The organism is Niveispirillum irakense DSM 11586, assembly GCF_000429645.1.
GTDB lineage: Bacteria > Pseudomonadota > Alphaproteobacteria > Azospirillales > Azospirillaceae > Niveispirillum > Niveispirillum irakense.
The window spans coordinates 506,969-532,335 of sequence record NZ_KE386934.1; the positions used below are offsets into that span (position 1 = coordinate 506,969).

Annotated in this window: 25 protein-coding genes and 6 tRNA genes; 4 read left to right on the forward strand and 27 right to left on the reverse strand. The window is 61.5% G+C overall.

From position 1 onward, the window contains the following. Positions 1–21: 21 nt before the first annotated feature. From nuoF to purM, 17 genes are all read right to left on the reverse strand, one after another. Positions 22–1,320: an NADH-quinone oxidoreductase subunit NuoF gene (gene nuoF, locus G473_RS0121395; protein ID WP_029014788.1), complete on the reverse strand. Its 1,299-nt coding sequence runs from the start codon at positions 1,318–1,320 to the stop codon at positions 22–24. Between the two features lie 16 nt (positions 1,321–1,336). Beyond that, complete coding sequence (nuoE, locus tag G473_RS0121400) at positions 1,337–1,975, reverse strand: NADH-quinone oxidoreductase subunit NuoE (RefSeq protein WP_051330555.1); 639 nt, start codon at positions 1,973–1,975, stop codon at positions 1,337–1,339. Next, positions 1,972–3,126: an NADH-quinone oxidoreductase subunit D gene (locus G473_RS0121405; protein WP_035708888.1), complete on the reverse strand. Its 1,155-nt coding sequence runs from the start codon at positions 3,124–3,126 to the stop codon at positions 1,972–1,974. Before G473_RS0121405 ends, nuoE begins: the two co-directional genes overlap by 4 nt. Before the next feature lie 100 nt (positions 3,127–3,226). Continuing rightward, positions 3,227–3,868, reverse strand: a complete 642-nt coding sequence (locus tag G473_RS0121410; RefSeq protein WP_029014791.1) for an NADH-quinone oxidoreductase subunit C — start codon at positions 3,866–3,868, stop codon at positions 3,227–3,229. A gap of 34 nt (positions 3,869–3,902) precedes the next feature. After that, the gene (locus tag G473_RS0121415) at positions 3,903–4,475 is read right to left on the reverse strand and encodes a NuoB/complex I 20 kDa subunit family protein (RefSeq protein WP_029014792.1); all 573 of its coding nucleotides are present in this window, start codon (positions 4,473–4,475) and stop codon (positions 3,903–3,905) included. Between the two features lie 32 nt (positions 4,476–4,507). Continuing rightward, positions 4,508–4,888 (reverse strand): NADH-quinone oxidoreductase subunit A, encoded by a 381-nt coding sequence (locus tag G473_RS0121420; protein ID WP_035708516.1) that lies wholly within the window; start codon positions 4,886–4,888, stop codon positions 4,508–4,510. Positions 4,889–5,254: 366 nt separating this feature from the next. After that, positions 5,255–5,331 (reverse strand) — tRNA-Asp (locus G473_RS0121425). 53 nt (positions 5,332–5,384) lie between these two features. Further along, positions 5,385–5,461, reverse strand: a tRNA-Asp gene (locus tag G473_RS0121430). Between the two features lie 42 nt (positions 5,462–5,503). Next, a tRNA-Asp gene (locus G473_RS0121435) sits at positions 5,504–5,580 on the reverse strand. 260 nt (positions 5,581–5,840) lie between these two features. Beyond that, a tRNA-Val gene (locus G473_RS0121440) sits at positions 5,841–5,915 on the reverse strand. A 211-nt stretch (positions 5,916–6,126) separates the two neighbouring features. Further along, the gene (locus G473_RS0121445) at positions 6,127–6,399 is read right to left on the reverse strand and encodes an HU family DNA-binding protein (RefSeq protein ID WP_029014794.1); all 273 of its coding nucleotides are present in this window, start codon (positions 6,397–6,399) and stop codon (positions 6,127–6,129) included. Positions 6,400–6,540: 141 nt separating this feature from the next. Next, on the reverse strand, positions 6,541–8,949 hold the full coding sequence (lon, locus tag G473_RS0121450) for an endopeptidase La (RefSeq protein WP_029014795.1): 2,409 nt from the start codon (positions 8,947–8,949) through the stop codon (positions 6,541–6,543). 271 nt (positions 8,950–9,220) lie between these two features. Continuing rightward, positions 9,221–9,445: a hypothetical protein gene (locus G473_RS28255; RefSeq protein ID WP_035708519.1), complete on the reverse strand. Its 225-nt coding sequence runs from the start codon at positions 9,443–9,445 to the stop codon at positions 9,221–9,223. A gap of 124 nt (positions 9,446–9,569) precedes the next feature. Then, positions 9,570–10,040 carry a GNAT family N-acetyltransferase gene (locus G473_RS0121460; protein ID WP_029014796.1) on the reverse strand — a complete coding sequence of 157 codons (471 nt, stop codon included), beginning with the start codon at positions 10,038–10,040 and terminating at the stop codon, positions 9,570–9,572. Between the two features lie 46 nt (positions 10,041–10,086). Further along, complete coding sequence (locus G473_RS29630; RefSeq protein ID WP_051330556.1) at positions 10,087–10,542, reverse strand: DUF805 domain-containing protein; 456 nt, start codon at positions 10,540–10,542, stop codon at positions 10,087–10,089. Positions 10,543–10,599: 57 nt separating this feature from the next. Beyond that, a complete protein-coding gene (gene purN, locus G473_RS0121470) occupies positions 10,600–11,250 on the reverse strand; it encodes a phosphoribosylglycinamide formyltransferase (RefSeq protein ID WP_425411588.1) in 651 nt (216 codons plus the stop codon). After that, positions 11,247–12,305, reverse strand: coding sequence for a phosphoribosylformylglycinamidine cyclo-ligase (gene purM, locus G473_RS0121475; protein WP_029014798.1), 1,059 nt, complete (start codon positions 12,303–12,305; stop codon positions 11,247–11,249). The genes purN and purM overlap by 4 nt, the downstream gene beginning before the upstream one ends. A 112-nt stretch (positions 12,306–12,417) precedes the next feature. Between purM and G473_RS0121480 the strand changes: the two genes are divergently transcribed. From G473_RS0121480 to G473_RS0121495, 4 genes are all read left to right on the forward strand, one after another. After that, entirely contained in the window at positions 12,418–13,602 is a 1,185-nt protein-coding gene (locus tag G473_RS0121480; protein ID WP_084438467.1) for a DUF2066 domain-containing protein, read from the forward strand. Between the two features lie 209 nt (positions 13,603–13,811). Continuing rightward, the gene (locus G473_RS28265) at positions 13,812–14,417 is read left to right on the forward strand and encodes a CDP-alcohol phosphatidyltransferase family protein (protein ID WP_035708521.1); all 606 of its coding nucleotides are present in this window, start codon (positions 13,812–13,814) and stop codon (positions 14,415–14,417) included. Continuing rightward, positions 14,414–15,580, forward strand: a complete 1,167-nt coding sequence (locus tag G473_RS28270; RefSeq protein WP_051330557.1) for an AI-2E family transporter — start codon at positions 14,414–14,416, stop codon at positions 15,578–15,580. The genes G473_RS28265 and G473_RS28270 overlap by 4 nt, the downstream gene beginning before the upstream one ends. Before the next feature lie 14 nt (positions 15,581–15,594). Then, positions 15,595–16,299: an HdaA/DnaA family protein gene (locus G473_RS0121495; protein ID WP_029014800.1), complete on the forward strand. Its 705-nt coding sequence runs from the start codon at positions 15,595–15,597 to the stop codon at positions 16,297–16,299. Between the two features lie 25 nt (positions 16,300–16,324). On the opposite strand, the gene G473_RS0121500 is transcribed toward G473_RS0121495, so the two are convergent. The 10 genes from G473_RS0121500 to G473_RS0121545 all read right to left on the reverse strand — a co-directional run bounded on the left by G473_RS0121500 (position 16,325) and on the right by G473_RS0121545 (position 25,363). Then, positions 16,325–16,909, reverse strand: a complete 585-nt coding sequence (locus G473_RS0121500; RefSeq protein ID WP_035708523.1) for a tyrosine phosphatase family protein — start codon at positions 16,907–16,909, stop codon at positions 16,325–16,327. Positions 16,910–16,930: 21 nt separating this feature from the next. After that, positions 16,931–17,272 carry a DUF6491 family protein gene (locus tag G473_RS0121505; RefSeq protein ID WP_154667508.1) on the reverse strand — a complete coding sequence of 114 codons (342 nt, stop codon included), beginning with the start codon at positions 17,270–17,272 and terminating at the stop codon, positions 16,931–16,933. A 155-nt stretch (positions 17,273–17,427) separates the two neighbouring features. Next, a tRNA-Lys gene (locus tag G473_RS0121510) sits at positions 17,428–17,503 on the reverse strand. 32 nt (positions 17,504–17,535) lie between these two features. After that, positions 17,536–17,611 (reverse strand) — tRNA-Lys (locus G473_RS0121515). Between the two features lie 123 nt (positions 17,612–17,734). Further along, entirely contained in the window at positions 17,735–18,889 is a 1,155-nt protein-coding gene (gene rodA, locus G473_RS0121520; RefSeq protein WP_051330558.1) for a rod shape-determining protein RodA, read from the reverse strand. After that, positions 18,886–20,778 carry a penicillin-binding protein 2 gene (gene mrdA / locus G473_RS28275; protein ID WP_051330595.1) on the reverse strand — a complete coding sequence of 631 codons (1,893 nt, stop codon included), beginning with the start codon at positions 20,776–20,778 and terminating at the stop codon, positions 18,886–18,888. The genes rodA and mrdA overlap by 4 nt, the downstream gene beginning before the upstream one ends. 48 nt (positions 20,779–20,826) lie before the next feature. Then, on the reverse strand, positions 20,827–21,336 hold the full coding sequence (gene mreD / locus G473_RS0121530; RefSeq protein WP_029014804.1) for a rod shape-determining protein MreD: 510 nt from the start codon (positions 21,334–21,336) through the stop codon (positions 20,827–20,829). 11 nt (positions 21,337–21,347) lie between these two features. Further along, positions 21,348–22,229, reverse strand: a complete 882-nt coding sequence (gene mreC, locus G473_RS0121535) for a rod shape-determining protein MreC (protein ID WP_029014805.1) — start codon at positions 22,227–22,229, stop codon at positions 21,348–21,350. Positions 22,230–22,452: 223 nt separating this feature from the next. Further along, positions 22,453–23,490: a rod shape-determining protein gene (locus tag G473_RS0121540; protein WP_029014806.1), complete on the reverse strand. Its 1,038-nt coding sequence runs from the start codon at positions 23,488–23,490 to the stop codon at positions 22,453–22,455. A gap of 322 nt (positions 23,491–23,812) precedes the next feature. Continuing rightward, a complete protein-coding gene (locus tag G473_RS0121545) occupies positions 23,813–25,363 on the reverse strand; it encodes a 2-isopropylmalate synthase (RefSeq protein ID WP_035708526.1) in 1,551 nt (516 codons plus the stop codon). Between the last annotated feature and the right edge of the window lie 4 nt (positions 25,364–25,367).

Consider the following 25,367-nt stretch of genomic DNA (forward strand, 5'->3'; position numbering starts at 1 on the left):
GGTATCCTCTCGAGGCCCCCGTTACTCTGCGGCCACGCGCACGCCGCGTTCGGCATGCGTGCGATATTCAAGAATGCGGCGTTCCACCTCGGGGCGGAAATGACGCATCAACCCCTGGATCGGCCACGCCGCGGCATCGCCCAGCGCGCAGATCGTGTGGCCTTCCACCTGCTTGGTCACGTCCAGCAGCATGTCGATTTCCTCGACACGGGCATTGCCCTTCACCAGACGTTCCATCACGCGCCACATCCAGCCCGTGCCTTCACGGCACGGCGTGCACTGGCCGCAGCTTTCATGCATGTAGAATTTCGACAGGCGGGCGATGGCACGCACAATGTCAGTCGACTTGTCCATGACGATGACGGCCGCCGTGCCGAGACCCGAACGGACCTCACGCAGGCTGTCGAAATCCATCAGCACCGTGTCGCAGATTTCCTTGGGCAGCAGCGGCACAGAAGAACCGCCGGGGATGATGGCCAGCAGATTGTCCCAGCCACCCCGCACGCCACCGCAATGCTTCTCGATCAGTTCCTTCAGCGGGATGCCCATCTCTTCTTCGACGGTTGCCGGCTGATTGACGTGACCAGAGATGCAGAACAGCTTCGTCCCGCTGTTCTTGGGCCGACCCAGACCGGCAAACCAAGAAGCGCCACGACGCAGAATGGTGGGAACCACGGCGATGGATTCGACGTTGTTCACCGTTGTCGGGCGGGAATAGAGGCCGGCCATAGCCGGGAAGGGCGGCTTGTTACGCGGCTGGCCCTTCTTGCCCTCGATGCTCTCGATCAGGGCCGTCTCTTCACCGCAAATATAGGCGCCGGCGCCCAGATGCAGATAGACGTCATGATCATAGCCGGAACCGCAGGCGTTCTTGCCGATCAGGCCCGAAGCATAGGCTTCGTCGATGGCGCGCTGAACGTTGGCGGCCTCGTAATAGAACTCACCACGGATATAGATATAAGTCGCGGTGGCGCCGATGGCGAAACCGGCGATCAGGCAGCCTTCGATCAGCTTGTGCGGATCGTGACGCATGATTTCCCGGTCCTTACAGGTACCGGGCTCACCTTCGTCGGCATTCACCACCAGATATACCGGACCATTGCTGGTCTTGGGCATGAAGGACCACTTCATGCCAGTGGAGAAGCCGGCGCCACCGCGGCCGCGCAGGCCGGATTCCTTCACCAGCTCAATGATCTTGTCACGGCCGAGATCCAGGATCTCCTTGGTACCCGACCAGTCACCGCGCGTCTTGGCGCCGTCTAGGAACGGGCTTTCAAAGCCATAGAGGTTGGTGAAGATGCGGTCTTCATCGCGAAGCATGATCTCTCCCCTCCCCTCAGTTCTGCGGCTTGACGCCAGCGGCCAAAGCCGACTGGGTGAGCGTGGTGGGCCCGCCCGACGGGCAGGCCCGGATGCGGCCATTCTGCGGCCCGACCGTCGGCTTCTCGCCACGCGCCAGCGCGTCGAGAACCTTCTCCGTCGTCTCTGCCGTCAGGTCTTCATAGAAATCGTCGCCGATCTGCATCATCGGCGCATTCACACAGGCCCCCAGGCATTCCACCTCGATCACCGTGAACTGGCCGTCCGGCGTCGTCTGACCGGCCTTGATGCCCAGCTTCTTCTCGCAGGCATGCAGCACATCATCCGACCCGCGCAGCCAGCACGGGGTGGTGGTGCAGACCTGGACGAAATGCTTACCAACGGGCTTCAGATTATACATCGTGTAGAAGCTGGCCACTTCCAGCGCCCGGATCGGGGCCATGTCCAGATAATGGGCCACATAATCGATGGCGACCTTCGGCAGCCAGCCACCGCACTGGCGCTGGGCCAGGTCAAGCAGCGGCATCACCGCGCTCTGTTGTCGGCCTTCGGGATATTTGGCGATGATGCGCTTGGCATGCTCCAGATTCTCCGCGGAGAATTCGAAGCTGGTCGGCTCCGCCACGGCGGGACCATGGGAATGGGCGGCACTCATCGGTCAATCTCTCCGAACACGATGTCCATGGAGCCGATGATCGCGACGGCGTCGGCGAGCATGTGACCCTTGGACATGAAATCCATCGCCTGCAGATGCGAGAAACCGGTCGGGCGGATCTTGCAGCGATACGGGCGGTTGGTGCCGTCGGACACCAGATAGACACCCAGTTCACCCTTCGGCGATTCCGTCGCCGTATAGGTCTCACCGGCCGGCACGTGGTAGCCTTCGGTATACAGCTTGAAATGATGGATCAGCGATTCCATCGACCGCTTCATTTCGCCACGCGACGGCGGCGTCACCTTGCGGTCATTCACCTTCACCGGGCCCGGCGTCTTGGACAGCTTGTCCAGCGCCTGGCGCATGATGGAGATGGATTGCTTCATCTCCTCCATCCGCACCAGATAGCGGGCATAGCAGTCACCGGTCAGGCCGACCGGAATATCGAAATCGAACTCTTCGTAGCTGTCATAGGGCTGCGCTTTGCGCAGATCCCACGCCACGTTGGAGCCGCGCAGCATCGGGCCGGTGAAACCCCAGGCCAGCGCATCGGCAGCGCTGACAACGCCGATATCGACGGTACGCTGCTTGAAGACGCGGTTCTCGCTGAGAAGCCCTTCCAAATCCGACAGGAACTTGGGGAAGCGCTCAGTATATTCAAAAATATCGTCGGCCAGACCGGCCGGCAGGTCCAGATTGACACCGCCGGGACGGAAGTAATTGGCATGCATACGGGCGCCGGAAACGCGCTCGTAGAATTCCATCAGCTTCTCGCGCTCCTCGAAGCCCCAGAGCGCCGGCGTGATGGCGCCCACGTCCAGCGCGAAGGTCGTCAGGTTCAGCAGATGGTTCAGAACGCGCGTCAGCTCGGCATAGAGCACGCGGATATACTGGCCCCGCTTGGGCGGCGTGATGCCCAGCAGCTTCTCCACCGCCAGCACCCAGCTATGTTCCATCGACATCGGCGACACATAGTCCAGCCGGTCGAAATAGGGGGTGGCCTGGGTGTAGGTCTTGTATTCGATCAGCTTTTCGGTGCCACGATGCAGCAGGCCGATATGCGGATCGGCACGCTCCACCACTTCACCATCCATCTCCATCACCAGGCGCAACACACCGTGCGCAGCCGGATGCTGGGGGCCGAAATTCATGGTGAAGGGCTTGATCTGCACTTCACCCGGCTGGCCGGGGATGTTGAGACCGGTGCCCGGCTGGGTCGCGAGGTTGGTCGTTGCCATGGATATGGCCCCCTTAACGCTTGGCCGCGGACGCAGGCGCGCCCAGCGGAATGACGGCCTTCTCATCACCCGGCAACTGCACGTCGGTCATGCCTTCCCAGGGAGAGAGGAAATCGAAGCTGCGGAAATCCTGCGTCAGGGTCACCGGCTCGTAGACGACGCGCTTCTGCTCTTCGTCGTACCGCAGCTCGACATAACCGGTCAGCGGGAAATCCTTGCGCAGCGGATGCCCTTCGAAGCCGTAATCGGTCAGGATGCGGCGCAGGTCGGGATTGTCGGCGAAGAAAATGCCGTACAGATCCCAGGCCTCGCGCTCAAACCAGCCAGCCACCGGATAAAGCGAGACGATGGAGGGCACAGGCGTGTCCTCGTCCGTCGTCACCTTCACCCGGATGCGGTGATTATGTTTGACGCTCAGCAGGTTGTAGACGACCTCGAACCGCTTCGGGCGGCTGGGATAGTCCACACCGGCGATGTCGGCCAACATCTCGCAGTGGGTCGTCGAGTCGTCGCGCAGGAACTGGATGCCGCGCAACGCGCCTTCGCGCGTCAGCGTGACCATCAACTCACCATGCGCCACCTCGGCCTTCACCACCGCGTCGCCAAGGGCGCCACTGATGTAATCACCGAGTTCCTTCAGGGCCTCATCGCTCATAGCCAAGCGTCCTACAAACCGTCTTTAGCCAAACTCAGGCGCGGATCAGGCGATTGCCGCCTTTGATCTTCTTCTGCAATTGCAGAATGCCATAGACCAGCGCCTCGGCCGTCGGCGGGCAGCCGGGAACATAGATATCCACCGGCACGATGCGATCGCAGCCGCGCACGACGGAATAAGAATAGTGGTAGTAGCCACCGCCATTGGCGCAGCTACCCATGGAGATCACCCAGCGCGGCTCCGCCATCTGGTCATAGACCTTACGGAGCGCCGGGGCCATCTTGTTGCAGAGCGTGCCGGCCACGATCATCACGTCGGACTGACGCGGGCTGGGACGCGGGATCACACCGAACCGATCCAGGTCATAGCGCGCCATGTAAGCGTGGATCATCTCCACCGCGCAGCAGGCCAGACCGAAAGTCATCGGCCAGAGCGAACCGGTGCGGGCCCAGGTCAGGAGATCATCCATCTTGGCGACGATGAAACCCTTATCCTCGATCTCCGTCGTGACCGCCTTCAGATAGGCGTCCTGCGCCGGACCCGGCGGCAGAGCACTGGTATTGGTCACGATGCTGTCGGCATTGCCGGTGACGAGATTGTTGTTCATGGCGCTGTTGCTCCCAGGCTGCACGGACGGGATCACTCCCACTCCAGCGCGCCCTTCTTCCATTCATAAATGAAGCCGATGGTCAGGATGCCCAGGAAGATCATCATCGACCAGAAGCCAAACATACCGATCTGCCCCAGCGATATCGCCCAGGGGAACAGGAAGGCGACTTCCAGATCGAAGATGATGAAAAGGATGGCGACCAGATAGAATCGCACGTCGAACTTGCTGCGCGCGTCGTCAAACGGCTCGAAGCCGCATTCATAGGCCGACAGCTTTTCGCTATCCGGCTTCTGGCGGGCAACAACAAGCGAGGCGACCACCATGGCGCCTGCGATCACCGTGGCGATCACGAGGAACACCAGGATCGGCAGGTACTGGACCAACAGCGGATTGGACAACGGATCGGACATCGTCACACCGTTTCGGCCCGGAATTTTGCAATGACCATCGATCGAACCCGATAGAACGGACCGATAGAGAGCAAAACCGCGGGCGGTTCATGGACTAAGAGACCGCCGGAGAGGTCTCCGGAGCCCACGGGAATATAGGCCCCTGCCCGCACCAAAGGAAAGCGAATTACGTCGATTTTTGGCCTGAGAAACGTTCGCAACATGATGGAAAAGCGCGCTAATCGGGCCTTGAGTGCATTGCGGCAAAGCTGGTCTGCACCTGCAGGGACGCTGGAGGATACAGAATTTCAGCAACAATGCGGAAAAGCAAAAAGGCCGCTCGAAGGCGGCCTTTGCAGTATCAGCACAATCTGGACCAACAAGTGATGGCGCGAGTGACGGGACTTGAACCCGCGGCCTCCGGCGTGACAGGCCGGCGCTCTAACCAACTGAGCTACACCCGCGCAGGGTATATGAAGCATATCGCTTCAGTCACTTGAGTGGAACCACCAGAAGGTGGCGCGAGTGACGGGACTTGAACCCGCGGCCTCCGGCGTGACAGGCCGGCGCTCTAACCAACTGAGCTACACCCGCATCCCGACGGGGCGAACCCCGGAAATGCAAACCTCTGGAAAGTGGCGCGAGTGACGGGACTTGAACCCGCGGCCTCCGGCGTGACAGGCCGGCGCTCTAACCAACTGAGCTACACCCGCTTACTTTCCCAGCGACGCCGCCGTTTCCGGCCCTCGTCGCTGCGAGGTGGCGGGTGTATAAGCGACCCCACCCCCCTTGTCAAACATGAAATCCCATTTTTCCGGAATTAATCTCCAACCCGATGAAAAACGGCGAGACGCCCATGCCAGCGACGGCGCCCGGTCACCAGCGGGGGAAGAAAAAACAGCAAAAGCGCCCTGCCCTGCCGGGTAGTGCGTTGGAGAAAAACATTTTTATTGATGTTCAGCCGCGAGGGGAATGGTGGGCGGTGAGGGAGTCGAACCCCCGACCTGCGGTGTGTAAAACCGAAGCTCTACCTCTGAGCTAACCGCCCTAACCGGTGCTGGCGGGACATTAGCGTCGGCTGCGCCAAGGTCAACAAGAAAGTTACAGCCACAGGCAAAGCCGTCTGCGAACTCTGGAACCTGGTCGCCAAGCCAGCCCCAAAAAGAAAAACGGGCAAGCCTTCTGGCCGCCCGTTTTTGTATCGCTCTGTCTGTCAGACTTCCCGACCGGAAATCGGTCGGGAGAATCCTAGCGCCAGCTCAGTTCAGCTCATCCTTCAGGCCCTTGCCGGGCTTGAACTTGGGCTGCTTGCTCGCCGCGATGGCAATCTTCTCACCGGTGCGGGGGTTACGGCCTTCAGACGCCGCACGCTCGGCGACGGTAAAGGTGCCGAAGCCGACCAGACGCACTTCGTCGCCCTTCTTCAGCGCGCCGGTGATCCCATCAAAGACCGCATCCACGGCCTTATTCGCGTCCGCCTTGGACAAACCAGCCGCTTCGGCGACCACGGCAACGAGATCGTTCTTGTTCACTTAAGGCCCCCCTCATCAAGAGAGTATCGATTGCGTGCCCGAACGGTATGTCCAGGCACAAAGGATTGGCTACCGCTGCCAGCGCCCGATTAACGCAAGGGGGGCAGCGGGAACCCAATTCACACGATTTCCCGGCTCACTTCAATGGCGAATCACGCCATCTCGCTCCTCTTCCCCAGCTTTTCCGGGCACCTGGGCTACTTCGTCAGGCTCCGTCCACTCAATTTCAACCGGGGCGGAGGCCAATGCGTTGGCAATCACCTCATCAACGGTTGAAACAGGGATGATGGTCAGGCCTTTTTTGACGTTATCAGGGATCTCGGCGAGGTCCTTCTCATTGTCCTGGGGAATCAGAACCCGCTTGATTCCCCCCCGCAACGCCGCCAGCAGCTTCTCCTTCAGGCCGCCAATGGGCAGAACACGGCCGCGCAAGGTGATCTCACCCGTCATGGCCACGTCCTTGCGCACCGGAATCCCGGTCAGCACAGAGACGATGGTGGTGATCATGGCCACACCGGCGGACGGTCCATCCTTCGGAGTCGCCCCTTCCGGGACATGGACATGGATGTCACGCCGTTCGAACAAGGTCGGCTTGATGCCAAACTTAAGCGCATTGGCCTTCACATAGGATTCGGCGGCCTGCACCGATTCCTTCATGACGTCGCCCAGCTTGCCCGTGGTCTGAATACGGCCCTTGCCACGCAGCATGACGGCTTCGATGGTCAGCAGCTCGCCGCCCACTTCCGTCCAGGCCAGGCCGGTGGTGGCACCGACCTGATCCTCCAGCTCCGCCTCGCCATAGCGGAAGCGACGGACACCGGCGAACTTTTCCAGATTGTCGGGCGTGACCTTCACCTTGTCGACGCCCTGCATCAGGATTTCCTTGATCGCCTTACGCGCCAGGTTGGCGATTTCCCGTTCCAGGGAACGCACGCCGGCCTCGCGGGTGTAATAGCGGATCAGGTCGCGCAGCGCCTCGTCCGTGACGGTGAATTCACCATCCTTCAGGCCGTGATCCTTGACCTGCTTGCCGATCAGGTGGGTCTTGGCGATCTCCACCTTCTCATCCTCGGTGTAGCCCGACAGACGGATGATCTCCATACGGTCCAGCAACGGCTGCGGCATGCGCAGGGAGTTGGCCGTGCAGACGAACATCACGTCCGACAGGTCGTAATCAACCTCCAGATAATGATCGGCGAAGGTGCCGTTCTGTTCCGGATCCAGCACTTCCAGCAGGGCTGACGACGGGTCGCCGCGCCAATCGGCACCCAGCTTGTCAATCTCGTCCAGCAGGAATAGCGGGTTGGAGGTCTTGGCCTTCTTCATGCCCTGGATGACCTTGCCGGGCATGGAGCCGATATAGGTGCGGCGGTGACCGCGCACCTCGGCCTCATCCCGCACGCCGCCCAGCGACATGCGCACAAACGTGCGGCCGGTGGCCTTGGCGATGGACTTGCCCAGCGAGGTCTTGCCCACACCCGGCGGGCCGACCAGGCAGAGAATCGGGCCCTTCACCTTATCCATGCGCTGCTGCACGGCCAGATATTCAAGGATGCGCTCCTTGACCTTCTCCAGACCGTGATGGTCGGCATTCAGGATGGCCTCAGCCCCCTTGATGTCCTTCTTGACCTTGCTGCGCTTCTTCCAGGGAATCGACAGCATCCAGTCCAGATAGTTGCGCACGACGGTCGCCTCGGCGCTCATCGGGCTCATGCTGCGCAGCTTCTTGACCTCGGCCTGGGCCTTTTCGCGGGCTTCCTTGCTGAACTTGGTCTTGGCGATCTTCTCCTCGATCTCCGCCACCTCGTCCTTGCCGTCCTCGCCCTCGCCCAGTTCCTTCTGAATGGCCTTCATCTGCTCATTCAGGTAGTACTCGCGCTGGGTCTTCTCCATCTGGCGCTTCACGCGGTTGCGGATGCGCTTTTCCACCTGCAGCACGCCGATCTCGCCTTCCATGAAGGCATAGACCTTCTCCAGCCGTTCAGCGACGGTGGGGGTCTCCAGCAATTGCTGCTTTTCGGGAATCTTGAGCTGAAGATGGCTGGCGATGGTATCGGCCAGCTTGCCCGGCTCCTCGATCTGGTTAATCGAAACCAGCACCTCGGGCGGGATCTTCTTGTTGAGCTTTATATATTGCTCGAACTGCGACACGGCGGCGCGCGAAAGCGCCTCCAGTTCCTGCGGCTCACTGGACTTCTCGTCGATCAGTTCCGCATAGGCCTGGAAAAAATCCTCATTGTCGCCGAACTTCGTGATGGTCGCGCGCTTGCCGCCTTCGACCAGCACCTTCACCGTGCCATCCGGCAGCTTCAGGAGCTGCAACACGGTGCCGATGGTGCCGACACTGAAAATATCAGCCGGCGTCGGGTCATCCTGCGAGGCGTTCTTCTGGGTGACGAGCAGGATCTGCTTGTCATCCTTCATGACGTCTTCCAGCGCCCGAACCGATTTCTCACGGCCCACAAACAGCGGGACGATCATATGGGGGAAGACGACGATGTCTCTCAGCGGAAGGACCGGGTAGAGAACACCACGGGGGATGTCCAGCATATCAATCTGCCTTCTGTCTCGTATTGCCGCCAGCCCCGCTGGGCCTGGACCCAACCGCCCGCCCCAACTGGGCGCGGGAATGAACGGTCGGAGACGGCGTCGAGCTTAACGTGGCACACGGGTGTGCCCCCTTCAAGGGCTTGAACCATTGCCGTTGCGCACTAAGGGATAGGAGACGGCCATCTGGTGGTCGCCCGGACAGCAAAAAGGCCGCTGGTTCGACGAACCGGCGGCCTTTTCAAGGCAAATCAGATGCAGGCGACCGAGGGGGTCAGACCTTGCCCAGCAACGCCAGGATCGCCGTGGCAACAAAGCCCAGCAGCATGAAGAACACCGCATAGCCCCAGCCCACAAAGAAGTGCAGCAGGAACATCAGCAGGATCAGCGTCACCACAATGATGCTGATGGTGGTGAAGCGGGTGAAGGCGTGCCAGCCCTCCGCATGTTCGCGCACGATCTTGTCGCTGACCAGAGCGGGCCCGTGGTTGCCGGCCATGTTGTTCTCCCCGGAACTGAAGCTGAAGAATTCTGCCAATCGTTTAAGCGCAGAACCGTCCCTTGACAAGGGGCCACGCGATGGGAGGCCTCGCGATGGGGGGGCCTCGCGACGAAACGCCCCGCTAGCGGATATCCTTCACCAGTCGCAGCGTCTCTTCCCCATAGCCCTGGCGGGCATAGAAGGCGCGGCCCCGGGCATTGCTGGCAAAAACATCCAGCGCGACATGGGCATATCCCTGTTCACGCGCCCATTCCTCCACCCGCGCCATCAGGGCCTTGGCCACGCCCTTCCCCTCCGCCGCATCACTTACGGCCAGCAGGGGGATATAAACGGCGTTCCGGTCGGTAAAGATGTCCAACTGCGGTTCGGCATGGATAAAGCCTAGCCGCTCGCCCCCCTCTTCATCGTCCGCACAGGCGATGAAGGTCACCGCCCCGGCACGCGGCATTTCCAGCGTTTCATGCATGAAGGCCCGCTGAAAGCGCATCACCTCATCCGCCGAACGCCAGGCCAAATCGGCTACACCCGCCAGACGAGGGGCCAGGGCGTGGATGAAATCAGAATCATCTTGGGTGGCAGGGCGGATGATCATCGCGGCACTTCAACAGTATCGAGAGAGAGAACCCATTAGCTTATATTCACGGAGCCAGTGGATCATCACCGAAACGGTTTGGACCCTTGGTACCTGGCCAGCACAACCAGGCGGCAATCATCATGATGGCGCCAAACAAACCGATCCCCGCAATGATCTGCCCTATTCGGGTCCAAATCGCAGGCTCATACGCATATTCCAAACTGAAAAACATGAAAAGCACCACGAAAGGGATGTACAAAAATCCACACCACCTATTTACATTGACGTCCTGCAATCGCCGAAAATAGATCGAAATACTGGGCATAAGCGTAATCAATGAAAAAATACCTGCGGCAATTTCATTGAACGAGAAAGCAATACCAAAAAAGTTTACGAAAACTTGCCACCACCAGAATTCCGACCGCGAGGCCCGACCAAACAGGTTGGCATACTGGCGAAATCCGCTTTTTACCGCCTTCAAAGGCCCCATAGCCAACCCCACAGCCCGATCATGTGCCATGGGGTGATGCATTTAGCCCGCATTAGCAACCGAAATAACGGGCCACGCGACCGCCTTTTAGGAATTTGGCGGCGGGCAGATCACCGGTGCCGGTGCCCGTAATCCCTCGATATGGGCGACCATCCCCTCCACCCGCACCCTTCCCTCCCCGATCAGGCGGACGGCCAGCGGATAAGCCGTGTGTTCCTGCACCAGCACGCGATCGGCAAGCGTGTCGGGCGTATCCCCCGGCAGGACCGGCACCGCCGCCTGCACGATGATCGGGCCCTCATCCATCACTTCCCGCACATAATGCACGGTGCAGCCATGGAAGCGGACACCCGCCGCGATGGCGCGGGCATGGGTGTCGATGCCGGGAAATGCCGGCAGCAGGGAGGGGTGGATATTGATCAGCCGGTCATGCCAATGGGTGACGAATCCACCCGTCAGCAGGCGCATGAAGCCCGCAAGGCAGACCAGCCCGATGCCGGCATTTTCCAGCGCCGACGTCATCGCCGCCTCATGCGCCGGCTTGTCGGCATAATCCTTGGGCTTCAGCACCAGGGTGGGGATGCCGGCAGCCGTGGCACGGGCCAGACCGGCAGCATCCGCCTTGTTGGAGATGACCAGAGCCACCTCCGCCGGGAAGCCCGGATCGCGACAGGCGTCGATCAGGGCCTGCAGGTTGGACCCCCGGCCGGAGATCAGGACGCCCAGGCGCAGTTTCACGACCAGCGCTCCAGCCCGCTGACGGCGACGCGATGCTCGGCCCCCTCGCGCGGCACCACGGTGCCGATGCGGGCCACTTTCTCGCCCTTCTCCGTCAGCAGGGCCATCGCCTCGTCCGCCTTGTCGGCGGGAACGATCACCACCATGCCGATCCCGCAATTAAACGTGCGGGCCATCTCGGTCGCATCCACATTGCCGGTACGCTTCAGCCAGGAGAAGACGGGCAGCAGATCCCAGGCCGCCGCATCCAGATCAACACCGGTACCGGTGGGCAGCACGCGGGGAATATTCTCCAGCAGACCGCCGCCGGTAATATGCGCCATGGCATTGACGAGACCAGCACGGACAGCCGCCAGCAGCGGCTTTACATAAATCCGGGTCGGGGTCAGCAGCGCTTCACCCAGGCTGATCGCGCCATCCCACGGGCAGGGGCTTTCATAGGTCAGGCCGGACACGCCGACCAGCTTGCGCACCAGGGAATAGCCATTGGAATGAACGCCGCTGGAGGCCAGCCCCAGCACCACATCGCCCGCCTTGACCTTATCCCCCATCAGCACCTGGGAGCGTTCAACCGCACCGACGGAGAAGCCGGCCAGATCATAATCACCCTCGGCATACATGCCGGGCATTTCCGCCGTCTCACCCCCCACCAGGGCGCAGCCGGCCTGGCGGCAGCCTTCAGCGATGCCGGCGACGATAGCGCGGCCAGCCGTCACATCCAGCTTGCCGGTCGCGTAATAATCCAGGAACAGCAGCGGCTCGGCACCCTGCACCACGAGATCATTGACACACATGGCCACCAGATCGATGCCCACCGTATCATGATGCTGGGCGTCGATGGCGACCTTCAGCTTGGTGCCCACCCCGTCAGTGGTGGAAACCAGCAGCGGGTCCTGGAAGCCGGCGGCGCGCAGATCGAACAGCGCGCCAAAGCCGCCCAGCCCGGCATCAGAGCCGGTGCGGGCCGTGGATTTGGCCAGCGGCTTGATCGCCTCGACCAGCGCGTTGCCCGCGTCGATATCGACACCGGCATCCCGGTAGGAATAGCTGCTCATCGCCCTGGCCCTCGCTTCTGGCGTAATGACGTGCGGATCGGCTACAAAGCAAGGCAACCTTCCCAGGCGCCAACCCGTTTAGACGGCGCCGAACATAGCAATATCGGAAGCCATGGCAATGCTGGTCCGCTGCACCCCCGCTTTGCGCAAAGGCCTGACGGCCGCGCTCCTCTCCCTGTCGCTGGTCTGGCCGGCCGCAGGACAGGGGGCGGATGACCTGTTCACCGTGCGCGACGTGACCGTCGATGTCACGGCCGCGTCCGCCCTTGCCGCCCGCGATCAGGGCATGCGCGAGGGCCAGCGCAAGGCTTTCGACGCCCTGTTCGACCGGCTGACCCCGGAAGGGACCCGCGCCCGCCTGCCCTCCCTGGACAGCACCGCCGTGGACGCCATGGTGCAGAGCTTCCAGGTGCAGGAGGAGCGGGCGTCCGACGTGCGCTATCTCGGCCGGCTGGCGGTGAGCTTCAACGCCGCCGCCGTGCGCCGTTTCATGCGCAGCTACAATATTCCTTATACAGAAGTGCGATCGCGGCCCGTGCTGGTCATCCCCGTGGACCAGACCGGCGGCGCCCCTGTGCTGTGGCAGGCGGAAACCGCCTGGCGTCAGGCCTGGGCTGACCTGCCGCTGCAAAGCGGTCTGGTTCCCATCGCCATTCCCTATGGCGAGGCACAGGACGTGGCCGATATCGGCGTTGAGCAGGCGGTGGCCGGGGAAGCCGACCCGCTGGCCCGAATCGCCAGCCGCTATGAGGCCGGCGATGTCGCTGTCGCCATCCTGGCCCCGGCCGGCAGCGGGGTCACCGTAACCGTTACCCTTTATCCGGCGACAGGCAGCGCGCCGGAGAGCTTTACCATCAATCAGGAGCAGATCACCACGAGCACCGACGCAGCCAGCGGCTCAACAGGCGCCCATGGCGGTCCAACAGGCGCCCATGGCGGCCCGACCCTGAAGGCGGCTGTGGAAAAAATCGTCCATCAACTGGAAGAGCGATGGACCGCTGCCAACATGGTGGTTCCCGGTCAGGAAAGCGATCTGACCCTCTCCATCCCCTTCACCTCACAGCGGGACTGGCTGGATACGCGCAAACGCCTTTCCGCGATTCCCACCGTCAGCCAGGTGCGCCTGTTGAGCCTGGGCCGTGACCGGGCAGAGGTTGAACTGCGCTATGTCGGCGATATGGAGCGGCTGCGCAGCGCCCTGGCGCAGCAGGACCTGTCCCTGATACAGGCCAGCGAGAAAACGGAACTGCGCCGGCGGGGTGCGGTTTCCACACCCAGCACGCCCCCCACCCCTTGAAAGGCCAACAGGGCCTCATCCTGATTTATCCCCGTTTATCCAGAATTCTCCCCCGGTGGATAACGGGGAACATGGGCATGCACAGATAGCCCCCCTGTCTGTCCGGGCGGAATCGGCCTACAGTTTGTTTATCCACTACCCCAAAAGCGCTCCGCCACCCGGCGGCGATCGCCCAGGGCCATGGATAGCTGAATGGACCGATCCGCCCGATGACGACCGAGAAACCAAACCGGATGCTGCATGTGCCCAACCTGATCACGGGTGGGCGCATCCTGGCTGTGCCCGTGACGGTGTTGCTGATCCTGACGGATCACCTTCACGCCGCTTTCTGGCTTTTCGCGCTGGCTGCCTTGTCAGACGCGGCCGATGGTCTGGTAGCCCGCCTGTTCCGGGCGCGCACCAAACTGGGCGGGTGGCTGGACCCGGCCGCCGATAAGCTGCTGCTGGTCGGCACCTATGTCGCCATGGCGATAACCAACCTGATACCGGTCTGGCTGCTGATCCTGGTCTTGCTCCGGGACCTCATCATCATTGTCGGTATCGCGGTACTGATCCTGGCTCTGCGGGAGAAATTGTCGATCCAGCCCTTGTGGATCGGCAAGCTGAATACTTTTCTGCAGCTTTCCCTGGTGGGGCTTGTCCTCGGGGCCGCCGGGCCGTTCCGGGATTATGCGGATTATGTGATGCCGGGCACGTTGGTGGTGGCCGTGTCCACCGTCGGATCCATGGTGGCTTACATCATGCGCGGGGTGTTCATCCTGCGGACGCGCCTGGGCGCGCAGGATGAACAGCAGGATGGGGAGAAGGCCGAATGAATGCGGCGCGGCAATGGCGTTTCTGGCTCTGGACCCTGATCGTCTTTATCGGTCTGGTCTGGCTGCTGCGGTCCGTCCTGGGGCCTTTTGTTGCTGGTATGGCAATCGCCTATCTGCTGGACCCGCTGGTTGACCGGCTGGAACGGCGGGGTGTGGCCCGCTGGGCCGGCACCACCATCGTGTTGCTGGGATTCGCCCTGGCGCTGATCCTGTCACTTCTGCTGCTGGTGCCATTGCTCCAAGGTCAGGCCATGCAACTGGTCCAGACAATTCCCTCCTGGGTCAGTTGGGCGCGGGAAGAGGCACTGCCTTATGTGCAGCATCTGATGGAACAATTGCCGCAGGAGGATATGGACAAGCTGCGCGGTGCTGTGGGCGATTATGCTGGCACTGCCGTCTCCTGGACCGCCGACCTGCTGAAGGGTGTGGTCACCCAGGGTGTCGCACTGGTCGATATCATCTCAGTGGTATTGATCACCCCCATCGTCGCCTTTTATCTGCTGCGTGACTGGGACCAGTTGATCGCCAATATGGATAGCTGGCTGCCCCGCCAGCATATCGGCACCATCCGGGAACAGGCCAAGGCAGTGGACAATACCCTGTCAGGCTTCGTTCGGGGTCAGGCGACGGTCTGCTTGGTGCTGGGAGCGTTCTACGCCGTCGCTCTGACAGCAGCCGGGCTAAAATTCGGCCTGATCATCGGCATGGTCGCGGGGCTTCTTTCCTTTATCCCCTTCGTCGGCTCTCTGGTGGGATTCCTGGCCAGTGTCGGCGTGGCTCTGTTCCAGTTTGACGAGATGTGGCGGGTTGCCATCGTGGCCGGCATCTTCTTCTTCGGTCAGGCCGTGGAAGGCAATGTGCTGACTCCCAAGTTGGTAGGCGACAAGGTGGGACTGCACCCGGTCTGGGTCATCTTCGCCCTGATGGCCGGCGGTGCCCTGTTCGGCTTCGTCGGTATCCTGCTGGCCGTGCCGATGGCGGCCGTAATCGGCGTCCTCGTCCGTTTTGTCCTGGGCCAGTACATGGACAGCACCATCTATCGTGGCCCGGCACCGGCGGCGCCCACCCCCTGTCCGGAAATCGCCATAGATCCCCTGCCCGCCGATCCGGCAGCGGAAGGCACGGATCGACGTATCCTCAGCGATTATAGGCCGGCGCCATGATGGGTTGCACACTCATGACCACCCCTCCCCCCCGGCAAACCCGCCAGATACCGCTCGACCTGGGGCATCGCTCCGCGATGGGGGAAGCTGATTTCCTGGTCGCGCCCGGCAATCAGGATGCCGTGGCATGGCTGGATGCGTGGCCGGAATGGCCGGCACCGGTGCTGGTCCTGTTCGGGCCGCAAGGGTCGGGCAAAAGCCATCTGGCCCAGATCTGGCGCGCCCGGGCGCGGGCCAATCTGCTGGATGTGGATGATCTGCGCGCAGAAGATTTGCCGGACCTGCTGCACCCGACCCGCACCGCTGTGCTGGATGGTGCGCAGCGTGTGGCGGGTGACCCGGTTCTGGAGCGGGCGCTGTTCCATCTCTATAATCTGGCGAAGGAAAGCGGCGGTCACCTGCTGCTGCTGGCCGATAATGCGCCTGTGAACTGGGTGCTGCGGCTACCCGACCTTCGCTCCCGTCTCCTGGCGGCGCCTGCCGTCGGCATGGCGGCACCAGACGATTCGCTTTTGATGGCGGTGCTGGTCAAGCTGTTCGCCGACCGGCAGGTACGGGTCGGTGAGGATGTGATTGAGTGGCTGCTGACCCGCACCGAACGCAGCTTCGCCAATGCCCGCCGCGTGGTCGACCGGCTGGATCGCGAGGCGCTGGCGGAAAAAAAGCCGATCACCGTGCGATTCTGCCGGCAGGTTCTGGGAGATCGGGGAGATATGTGATCCCCCCGATCCCCCAGCAGGCCTTTTATCCAGCATGCATGAAATCAACTTCGCGGCGGCGGTTATTTTCCAGCAGGAAGCGGATCCATTCCGGCTTGCCGACCGCAGCCTGCCTGTAATGGTCCCGTAATGCTGCCAGCAGCGGCTCCTGACAGCCAAGCAGGGCGCCACCCATCTCCAGCATGCGCAGGTTGGGCCAGGCACGGGGCCTGATTCGCACCACCTCCGCCAGGGCATCCGCTGCCGATCGGTCGGGCCGGGTCTGCGCCAGGATCAGGGTCATGGCGGCTGTGGAGCGGGAAATGCCCATATGGCAATGCACCAGCAGATGGGCCGCCTCCACCGGCTCTACCGCCAGATCGCGGCCGAAATCCAGCAAGGCACGCAAATGCGCCTCCTCCGGCGCCGTCTTGCCCGGCAATTCCTCGATAATATCGTCGAACCGCATGTCCAGGCGCGCATGCTCGCCATAAGCGCCGAAGGCCGGCGGCGTTTCCCGACCGGGGTCCATGATGGACAGGACATGGCTGACGCCGACAGCGCAATGGCCGCCCAGCTCGTCGATCCCGCAGACGGTCAATCGGAAGGGCACAAGGCTGGGCACAGACATCGGAACATTCTCCGGGACGGGTCAGGGGGATGGCAACAGGTCGATGGACTCGACACGGATCAGACGCCCATCGGCGATCACAAAGCCTGTGCCGGCACAGAGCCGGCCATCGCTGCGGGGTTTGAAACCGATCTGGGAAATGGACCGCAAGGCTGCTGTTTCGGCAGCCAGGGACAGGCTGAGGCGATAATGACGGTTGGCACCCATCACAACATCAATCTGGCGGTCGCTGACGACACGCCAGCTATTGATGCGGTTGCTCTCGATGCAGTTTTGCGCCGCCGTCCCCTTCTCCTGGGCATGGACGGGCCCTACCAGCATCAGACACAGGCCCACCAGTACCCCTCTCTTCGTCGGCTGCATCACGATCCTTTCGCACGGATGACGGAAAGGATATGGCGCCGTGAAGGGAAAAGGCCAAGCGTCTTTGCGTGGCAACCGCAAAATGCGACCATCTACGGCGTGTCTTAAACTTCTGAATTTTTCATGGGGATATAAAGCAGAAGTGAATGGAAGGTTGGTGGGCGCACAAGGACTCGAACCTTGGACCCGCTGATTAAGAGTCAGCTGCTCTACCAACTGAGCTATGCGCCCAACCTTGCCTTACTTCACTGCTTGGGATGGATTGGTGGGCGCACAAGGACTCGAACCTTGGACCCGCTGATTAAGAGTCAGCTGCTCTACCAACTGAGCTATGCGCCCAATCCATCTTCCGCTTTCGCGAAGCCCGCCGTGACGTTCGTCGTGGCGAGGCGCGCTGTTTAGCAAAGGGTTCTGACCTTGTCGATAGGAAAATTCACGAGCCCTGAATTTTTCCCAAACCCCTTACAAATCGCCCAATCCGCGCCGGGACATGCGCACATCACGATGCACATGGGCCGACAGGATCAGCCCGAAACCGACCATCACCGCCAGGGTTGCCGTGCCGCCATAAGAGATCAATGGCAGCGGCACCCCGACCACAGGGATCAATCCCATGATCATGGCGACATTGATAAACAGATAGAGGAACAGGTTGACCGTCAGCCCCAGGACAAGCAGCCGGCCATATTGGTGCCGGCACCGGCTGGCGATGACGAATCCATAGAGCAGCAGCAGACAGTAAAGGAACAGGAAGACCAACCCGCCGACCAGCCCGAACTCCTCTGCCAGCATGGTGAAGATGAAATCGGTCTGCTTTTCCGGCAGGAAGTTCAGATGGCTCTGCGTGCCCTGCAAAAACCCCTTCCCTGTCAGGCCGCCGGAGCCGAAGGCGATCTTGGACTGGGTGATGTGATAGCCGGTGCCCAGCGGATCGCTGTCCGGGTCCAGGAACGTCTCCACCCGGTCACGCTGGTAATCATGCAGCAGGAACTGCCAGGACAAGGGCACGGCAATCAGCACCGCGCCAATCACCAGGCCGAATTTCCACAGCCGCACCCCGGACAGGAAAAACATGGAACCGGACGCCAGGATGAGCATCAGCGACGTGCCCAGGTTGGGCTGGGCCAGCACCAGGCCCACGGGCGCCACCACCAGCGCCAGGGGAACGAACAGGAAGGGAATGCGGCCGGTATCCTCCAGGGTCGCCCCATGGAAATAGCGCGCCAGCACCATGACCAGCGTCACCTTCATCATTTCCGATGGCTGAAGTTGGACGAAGCCCAGATCGATCCAGCGTTGCGCGCCTTTCCCGACATTGCCGAACAGGTCCACCCCGATCAGCAACACCAGGACAATGCCGTAAAGCGGATAGGAGAGCTTCATCCACACCCGGATATCGACCAGGGCGATGACGATCATCATCGCCAGACCAACGCCAAAGCGCATCATCTGGCGTGAGGCCCAGGGGTCGATATTGCCGTTGGCGGCGGAATAGAGCATCGCAAAGCCGATGCTGGCCACCAGGGTGATGAGAAAGATGAGACTCCAGGAAATCTGGCCCAGCTTCTCGCCGATCGTCATCGTGCCGTTATCGGCGGAAATATCCAGACTCATCATTCATTTCCCGATACGGGAACCGTGGTGGACGGGGTGCCCTGTCCCATGCTGCCGGCGGGCGCTGCCGCTTGTGGCTGCTGTGCCACGCTATGCCGGGCCGCATCCAGCATCTGGCATTCCAGCAATATGTCACGCGCGATGGGGGCGGCGGTGGCCCCACCACTGCCCCCATGTTCCACAAAGACAGCACAGGCATATTTGGGCGCGTGAACAGGGGCATAGGCAACGAACAGCGCATGGTCGCGCTCGCGCCAGGGCAAATCCTCATTCTTACGCACACCGCTGCTGCGTTCCGCCATGGAGATACGGCGCACCTGCGCACTGCCCGATTTGCCCGCCAATTCCATGCCTGGAACCGTGATGCGGGATTTGTAGCCCGTGCCGCCGGGTACGTTGGACACACCGTTCATCCCTTTCAGGACGGTGGCCAGATTTTCCGGCTTCACCCCGATCAGGGGCCATTCCGTCTGTTCCTGGAACTCGCCTTCAATGGATTTGGCCAGATGCGGCTGTACCGCCCGGCCGCTGGCCAGCCGCGCCGTCATCACGGCAAGCTGTAAGGGGGTGGAAAGCACATAGCCCTGGCCCATGCTGGCGATCAGCGTTTCACCGGGATGCCATGGCTTTTTCAACGTAGTCCGCTTCCATTGCGGATCGGGGATCAGGCCGGGCCGCTCTCCCGGCAGTTCCAGCCCGACGCGGCTGCCCAGGCCGAAACGCCGCGCCATATCCGCAATACGGTCCATGCCGATCCGCTGCGCCAGATCATAAAAATAGACGTCGCAGCTATGCATCAGCGCGCCGACCATATCCATGGTGCCGTGGCCGCCCCGGCGCCAGCAATGGAAGCGGTGGCTGCCCAACTCCATATGGCCAGAGCAGAAAACACGATGCTCGGCATTGACGATGCCGGATTCCAGCGCGGCCAGCGCCGTCATCATCTTGAAGGTCGATCCCGGCGGATACTGCCCGGCAATGGCCTTGTTGATCAGCGGCGTGCGCTCATCATTCAACAGCGCCTGATAGGCATCATACCCGATGCCCATGGCAAACTGGTTGGGATCGAAGCTGGGGGTAGAGCAAAGGCCCTGCACACCACCCGTATTCACATCAATCACAACCGCAGCACCGCTCTCCTCCGCCGACAGGCGCTGGTGCATGTAATGCTGGAGCTTGGCATCCAGCGTCAGCACCGTCTGGCGACCGGGCTGTCCATTCTCCCGCGACAACTCGCGGATCACACGGCCAACGGCATTCACCTCAAGCTGTCGGTTGCCGGCTGTACCGCGGAGCGCCTGATCGAACTGCCGCTCCACCCCCCCCTTGCCGATGCGGAAGCCCGGCAGAGAGAGCAGCGGGTCGGAAACGCCTTGCACATCCTTCTCGTTCGGCGCGCCGACATAGCCCAGCACATGGGCAAGGGCTTCCCCGAACGGGTAGGATCGCACCTGCCCCACATCAATCGACACACCCGGAAGATCGGGCAAATTCACCTCAACGGCGGAAACCTGATCCCATGTCAGGTTTTCCTTCAAGGTGATCGGGGTGAACACACGGGAGCGCTGTATATCCCGCTGGATGCGACGTTCATCAGCTTCCGTCAAGGGAACCAGACGGCCCACCTCATCGAGAATCTGCTGCACATCCCCTGCCCGCTCGGACACCAGAACGACGGAGAAATTCTGCTCATTCACCGCCAGCGGCACACCGAACCGATCCAGGATCTGGCCCCGCGGCGGCGCGATCAACCGCAGGGAGATGCGGTTATCCTCGGCCAGTGTGGTGTACCGGTCGCTCTCCACGATCTGGAGATAATAAAGCCGCGCCACCAGGGCAGAAACGGCAGCACCCTTCAGCCCGCCCAGCACCAGCGTGCGGCGGCTCAGCATACGCTGTCGCTCGGCATCGCGATCAAAGGCGGACAAGGGACGCTCTCCTCAGCTTAAATAGGCGCGGTGCAACCGCTGGAACAGGTAGGTGGGGAGCGGGAACAATGCCACACCAAGCAGCCACTGCACCAATACCGGCCTTGCATCCAGCAATCGCGCTTCAGTCAAGGCGTACACAATCCACTGTACCGCGCCCGCCCCAATCGAGACCACGGCGAATCCGATCCAGAGCATCACAAAGGAGCGGCCCAGGAAGAAGCGGCGCTGCGTGATCAACAGCCAGTACGCCAGGATGAGCGACATGGAGCTGACACCCAGCAACGTGCCCGCGATCAGATCGTAGAAAATGCCCAGTGCAAAAACCACAAGCGGCCGCAGCAGGTCTGGCCGGTGGATGACCCAGTAGAACAGGCTCATCAACACCAAAGGCGGCGTGACCATGGAATAGCCCGGCAACGGCAAGGGCATCATGCTGAGAAGCATGGCCATTACGGTGACGGAAAAGGGCAGCATATTGCGCCCGAGTTGATCAAGACGTTGCCAAAATCCGACGGCCACGGCCGTGGCCCTCACTCTATGCTATCCGACCGGCCGCCCTGTTCCGCGGCAAGACCTTCTGTGCTGCCAAAATCGACGATCTGCACATGTTCGATACGGGACAGATCCACCATCGGGACCACGCGGGGCTGACCACTGGCATCCACCCGGACAATACCCACCGGGAGGCCGGGCGGGAACAGACCGCCATGACCAGAGGTGAAGACCCGTTCCCCATCCTTCAACGCCGTGCTGGCGGGGATATACATCAAGGTCGGGTGGTCGGAATTATCGCCCGCCATCATGGCGCGCTGGCGGCTTTCCTCCAGCACCACAGGGATGCGGGCATTAAGGTCGGTGATCAGCAGGATACGGGCGGATCGCTCCCCCACCTGCACAATACGGCCAGCCAGCCCCTGGCCGGACATCGCCGCCTGACCACGACGCACACCATCACGGCTGCCTGCGGTCACAACCATGGTGCGCACAAAGGAACCACCCGTATCGGCCACCACCCGGGCTGCAATGGTGCTGGCCGGCGCTTCCGCCTTGAACGACAGGAGCGAACGGAGGGAGCGGTTCTCCGCTTCCAGCCGCAAGGCCGTCTGTTCCCATTGGCGCAGGCGGGTATTCTCTTCGCGCAACCGCGCATTTTCATCATGCAGGTCCACCAGTTGGCGGACATATTCCAGCCCGTCCGCCACACTGGACGCCGGCCGCGACATGATGTTCAGGATCGGGGTGAAGGCATCGGTGACGCGGGCGCGCACCTGATCGACGACGCCGAGATTGACATGGCCCACCATCATCAAGGCGATGGCCGCCATGATCAGCAGCGGAAAATAGAATCGCTGCGCAAGCCCCCAGACGGGGGCCGCAAGACGAGCAACGGATCCGCTGTTTCGCGTCTTCACAGGGGGTTGGTATCCCGTGTCTGGTTGCAGGTGCCAATGCGGCTGGCACCCTTTACCGTAGAAATGAAACCAAACCGTTAAGTTTCCTGTATAAACCCGCAACAGGACAACGTAAACGCAGGTTTCACCCTTAAGACAAAGTCCCTAAAAAATCCCTACCCCAGGCACCTGGTGGCGCAGCAAGGGTGAAAGCCCGGCACCGGGTCCGGGCTTTCAATCCGCCTTAATACATGCGGATCAGGACATTACGCAGGCTGGCCTCTTCCAGCGCGCGGCCGGAACCCAGCGCCACGCAGGAAAGCGGATCATCCGCGATGGAAACCGGCAGACCCGTCGCATGACGCAGCACGAAATCCAGGTTTGCCAGCAGCGCACCACCACCGGTCAGGACGATCCCCTTGTCCACGATATCGGCAGCCAGTTCAGGCGCCGTGTGTTCAAGCGCGACCTTGACCGCCTCGATGATCTGGGACACCGGCTCGGCCAGGCTCTCGGCAATCTGCCGCTCGCTCATCACCAGTTCCTTGGGCACGCCGTTCATCAGGTCGCGGCCCTTGATCTCCATCACCCGGCCCTCGCCGTCTTCCGGCGGGCAGGCGGAGCCGATTTCCTTCTTGATCCGCTCGGCCGAACCTTCACCGACCAGCAGATTATGATGGCGGCGGATATAGCCGATGATGGCCTCGTCCATCTTGTCGCCGCCAACGCGGGCGGAACGGGCATAGACGATACCGTTCAGCGACAGCACGGCCACTTCGGTCGTGCCACCACCAATATCCACAACCATGCTTCCCGTCGGCTCGGTCACCGGCAGGCCGGCACCGATGGCAGCAGCCATCGGCTCCTCAATCAGGGAAACGCGGCGGGCACCGGCAGCTTCGGCCGATTCCTGGATCGCGCGGCGCTCAACGGCGGTGGAACCCGACGGAACGCAGATCACGATTTCCGGGCTGGCAAAGCTGCGCCGGTTATGAACCTTGCGGATGAAATGCTTGATCATTTCTTCCGCAACTTCGAAGTCGGCAATAACACCATCGCGCAGGGGGCGAATGGCCTGGATGTTGCCAGGCGTACGACCAAGCATCAGCTTGGCCTCGTCACCGACAGCCAGAACCTGCTTTTTCCCCCGCAGATCGCGGATAGCGACAACGGAAGGTTCGTTCAAAACGATACCGCGGCCTTTGACATAGACCAAGGTGTTCGCCGTCCCCAGGTCGATCGCCATGTCGGCCGAGAACATACCGAGCAGGTTTGAAAGCATGGATGAAGAATATCTCTAAGTGTCCGGATTTGCCGCCGGTGGTGTGGCCCGACCCCGGATATGCCGAACCGCGACTGTTGCATAGACCATTTGGACATGATCCCTCAAGCCTTGAAAGGCCCGAAAGCCCAACTTTATCCCGGCTTTTACGATGAGGACGCCGCAGCGCACCCAACAGAGGCCATCCGGAGCAAATTGCGGCAACAATGGGGCGAAATGGACGCAACCTATTTGGGCAAAAACCCGCCAAGCGCCCAAATGAAACCCCCGCCGGCAGGATACCGGCGGGGGGAGCATCAAGGGGAGACGGGGAAAGGGAGAATCAAGCCGACAAGGCGACCGGTGCTGTCTTCTGCCGCTTGGTCACCAGCTTGTTCAGCGCATGGATATAGGCACGCGCCGATGCCACCAGCGTATCGGCATCCGCTCCCTGGCCATTGACCGACTTGCCATTCTCATCCAGCCGCACCGTCACTTCCGCCTGGGCGTCGGTTCCTTCGGTCACGGCATGAACCTGATAGAGCTGCAGGCTCGCCTCATGCGGGAAAGCCAGCTTCAGGGCGTTGAAGACGGCATCGACCGGACCATTACCAAAGGCGACGACCGGGGCGATGGGCTTACCTTCCACTTCCAGTTCCAGCACCGCATGCTGCGGCCCGCGGGAGCCGGCAACGACATGCAGGGCCTGGAAGCGGATATGCTCATGCTGACGGCCCGCCTCGTCATCCATGATGGCGACGATATCTTCGTCGTAGATGTCCTTCTTGCGGTCGGCCAGATCCTTGAAACGGCCAAAGGCGTCATTCACCTGATTTTCGCCGATATCATCATAGCCAAGCTCCTTCAGCTTGGCGCGGAAGGCGGCGCGACCGGAATGCTTGCCCATGACCAGCGAGGACCGGTTCAGCCCGACCGATTCCGGCGTCATGATCTCATAGGTTTCAGCGTGCTTCAGCATGCCATCCTGGTGGATGCCGCTTTCATGCGCGAAGGCATTGGCACCGACGATGGCCTTGTTGGGCTGCACCTGGAAGCCGGTGATGGTGGAAACCAACCGGGAGATGCGGGTGATATGCTCGGTCTTGATGCCGGTATCGCAGCCGATCAGGTCATGACGGGTGCGCAGCGCCATCACCACCTCTTCCAGGGAGGCATTGCCGGCGCGTTCACCCAGGCCGTTGATGGTGCATTCCACCTGGCGCACGCCGGCACCGATGCCAGCCAGGGAGTTGGCGACAGCAAGGCCCAGATCATTATGGCAATGGACGGAGAAGATCGCCTTATCGCTGTTCGGCACGCGGGTCATCACGTCGCGGAACATGTCGGCATATTCTTCCGGCAGGGCATAACCCACCGTGTCCGGAATATTGATGGTGGTGGCGCCGGCCTTGATGGCGGCTTCCACCGTCCGGCAGAGGAAATCACGCTCCGACCGGCTGCCATCCTGGGCCGACCATTCCACGTCGTCCACCAGATTACGGGCATAGGTGACGTAATCGATGGTGCGCTGAAGCACCTCCTCTTCCGTCATCTTCAACATATACTTCATATGCACCGGGCTGGTGGAGATGAAGGTATGGATGCGCTTGCGCTCGGCGAACTGCAACGCCTCGGCGGCGCGATCAATATCGGCGCGGGCGGTACGGCAGAGGGCGGCGATGATGCTGTTCTTCACCACCTTGCCGACTTCGCGCACGGATTCGAAATCGCCGTTCGACGCGATGGGGAAACCGGCCTCGATCACGTCGACGCCCATTTCCTCCAGCACAGCGGCAATGCGCAGCTTTTCCTCCAGATTCATGGAACAGCCGGGGGCCTGTTCACCATCACGGAGGGTGGTGTCGAAAATGATGACGCGGTTGCTGCTGGTCATGGTC

Bases quoted from the DNA above. Each gene is read 5' to 3' on its own strand.
- nuoE (WP_051330555.1), bottom strand. From the start codon at position 1,975: ATGAGTGCCGCCCATTCCCATGGTCCCGCCGTGGCGGAGCCGACCAGC.
- G473_RS28255 (WP_035708519.1), bottom strand. From the start codon at position 9,445: ATGGCCGGCAACCACGGGCCCGCTCTGGTCAGCGACAAGATCGTGCGC.
- G473_RS0121505 (WP_154667508.1), bottom strand. From the start codon at position 17,272: ATGCAGCCGACGAAGAGAGGGGTACTGGTGGGCCTGTGTCTGATGCTG.
- nuoF (WP_029014788.1), bottom strand. From the start codon at position 1,320: ATGCTTCGCGATGAAGACCGCATCTTCACCAACCTCTATGGCTTTGAA.
- G473_RS0121540 (WP_029014806.1), bottom strand. From the start codon at position 23,490: ATGCTTTCAAACCTGCTCGGTATGTTCTCGGCCGACATGGCGATCGAC.
- G473_RS0121480 (WP_084438467.1), top strand. From the start codon at position 12,418: ATGGCAATGCTGGTCCGCTGCACCCCCGCTTTGCGCAAAGGCCTGACG.
- G473_RS0121500 (WP_035708523.1), bottom strand. From the start codon at position 16,909: ATGTCTGTGCCCAGCCTTGTGCCCTTCCGATTGACCGTCTGCGGGATC.
- G473_RS28265 (WP_035708521.1), top strand. From the start codon at position 13,812: ATGACGACCGAGAAACCAAACCGGATGCTGCATGTGCCCAACCTGATC.
- G473_RS0121420 (WP_035708516.1), bottom strand. From the start codon at position 4,888: ATGTCCGATCCGTTGTCCAATCCGCTGTTGGTCCAGTACCTGCCGATC.
- mrdA (WP_051330595.1), bottom strand. From the start codon at position 20,778: ATGCTGAGCCGCCGCACGCTGGTGCTGGGCGGGCTGAAGGGTGCTGCC.
- G473_RS0121410 (WP_029014791.1), bottom strand. From the start codon at position 3,868: ATGAGCGATGAGGCCCTGAAGGAACTCGGTGATTACATCAGTGGCGCC.
- G473_RS0121415 (WP_029014792.1), bottom strand. From the start codon at position 4,475: ATGAACAACAATCTCGTCACCGGCAATGCCGACAGCATCGTGACCAAT.
- G473_RS0121545 (WP_035708526.1), bottom strand. From the start codon at position 25,363: ATGACCAGCAGCAACCGCGTCATCATTTTCGACACCACCCTCCGTGAT.
- G473_RS28270 (WP_051330557.1), top strand. From the start codon at position 14,414: ATGAATGCGGCGCGGCAATGGCGTTTCTGGCTCTGGACCCTGATCGTC.
- purM (WP_029014798.1), bottom strand. From the start codon at position 12,305: ATGAGCAGCTATTCCTACCGGGATGCCGGTGTCGATATCGACGCGGGC.
- G473_RS0121460 (WP_029014796.1), bottom strand. From the start codon at position 10,040: ATGATCATCCGCCCTGCCACCCAAGATGATTCTGATTTCATCCACGCC.
- lon (WP_029014795.1), bottom strand. From the start codon at position 8,949: ATGCTGGACATCCCCCGTGGTGTTCTCTACCCGGTCCTTCCGCTGAGA.
- G473_RS29630 (WP_051330556.1), bottom strand. From the start codon at position 10,542: ATGGCACATGATCGGGCTGTGGGGTTGGCTATGGGGCCTTTGAAGGCG.
- rodA (WP_051330558.1), bottom strand. From the start codon at position 18,889: ATGATGAGTCTGGATATTTCCGCCGATAACGGCACGATGACGATCGGC.
- G473_RS0121405 (WP_035708888.1), bottom strand. From the start codon at position 3,126: ATGAATTTCGGCCCCCAGCATCCGGCTGCGCACGGTGTGTTGCGCCTG.
- G473_RS0121495 (WP_029014800.1), top strand. From the start codon at position 15,595: ATGACCACCCCTCCCCCCCGGCAAACCCGCCAGATACCGCTCGACCTG.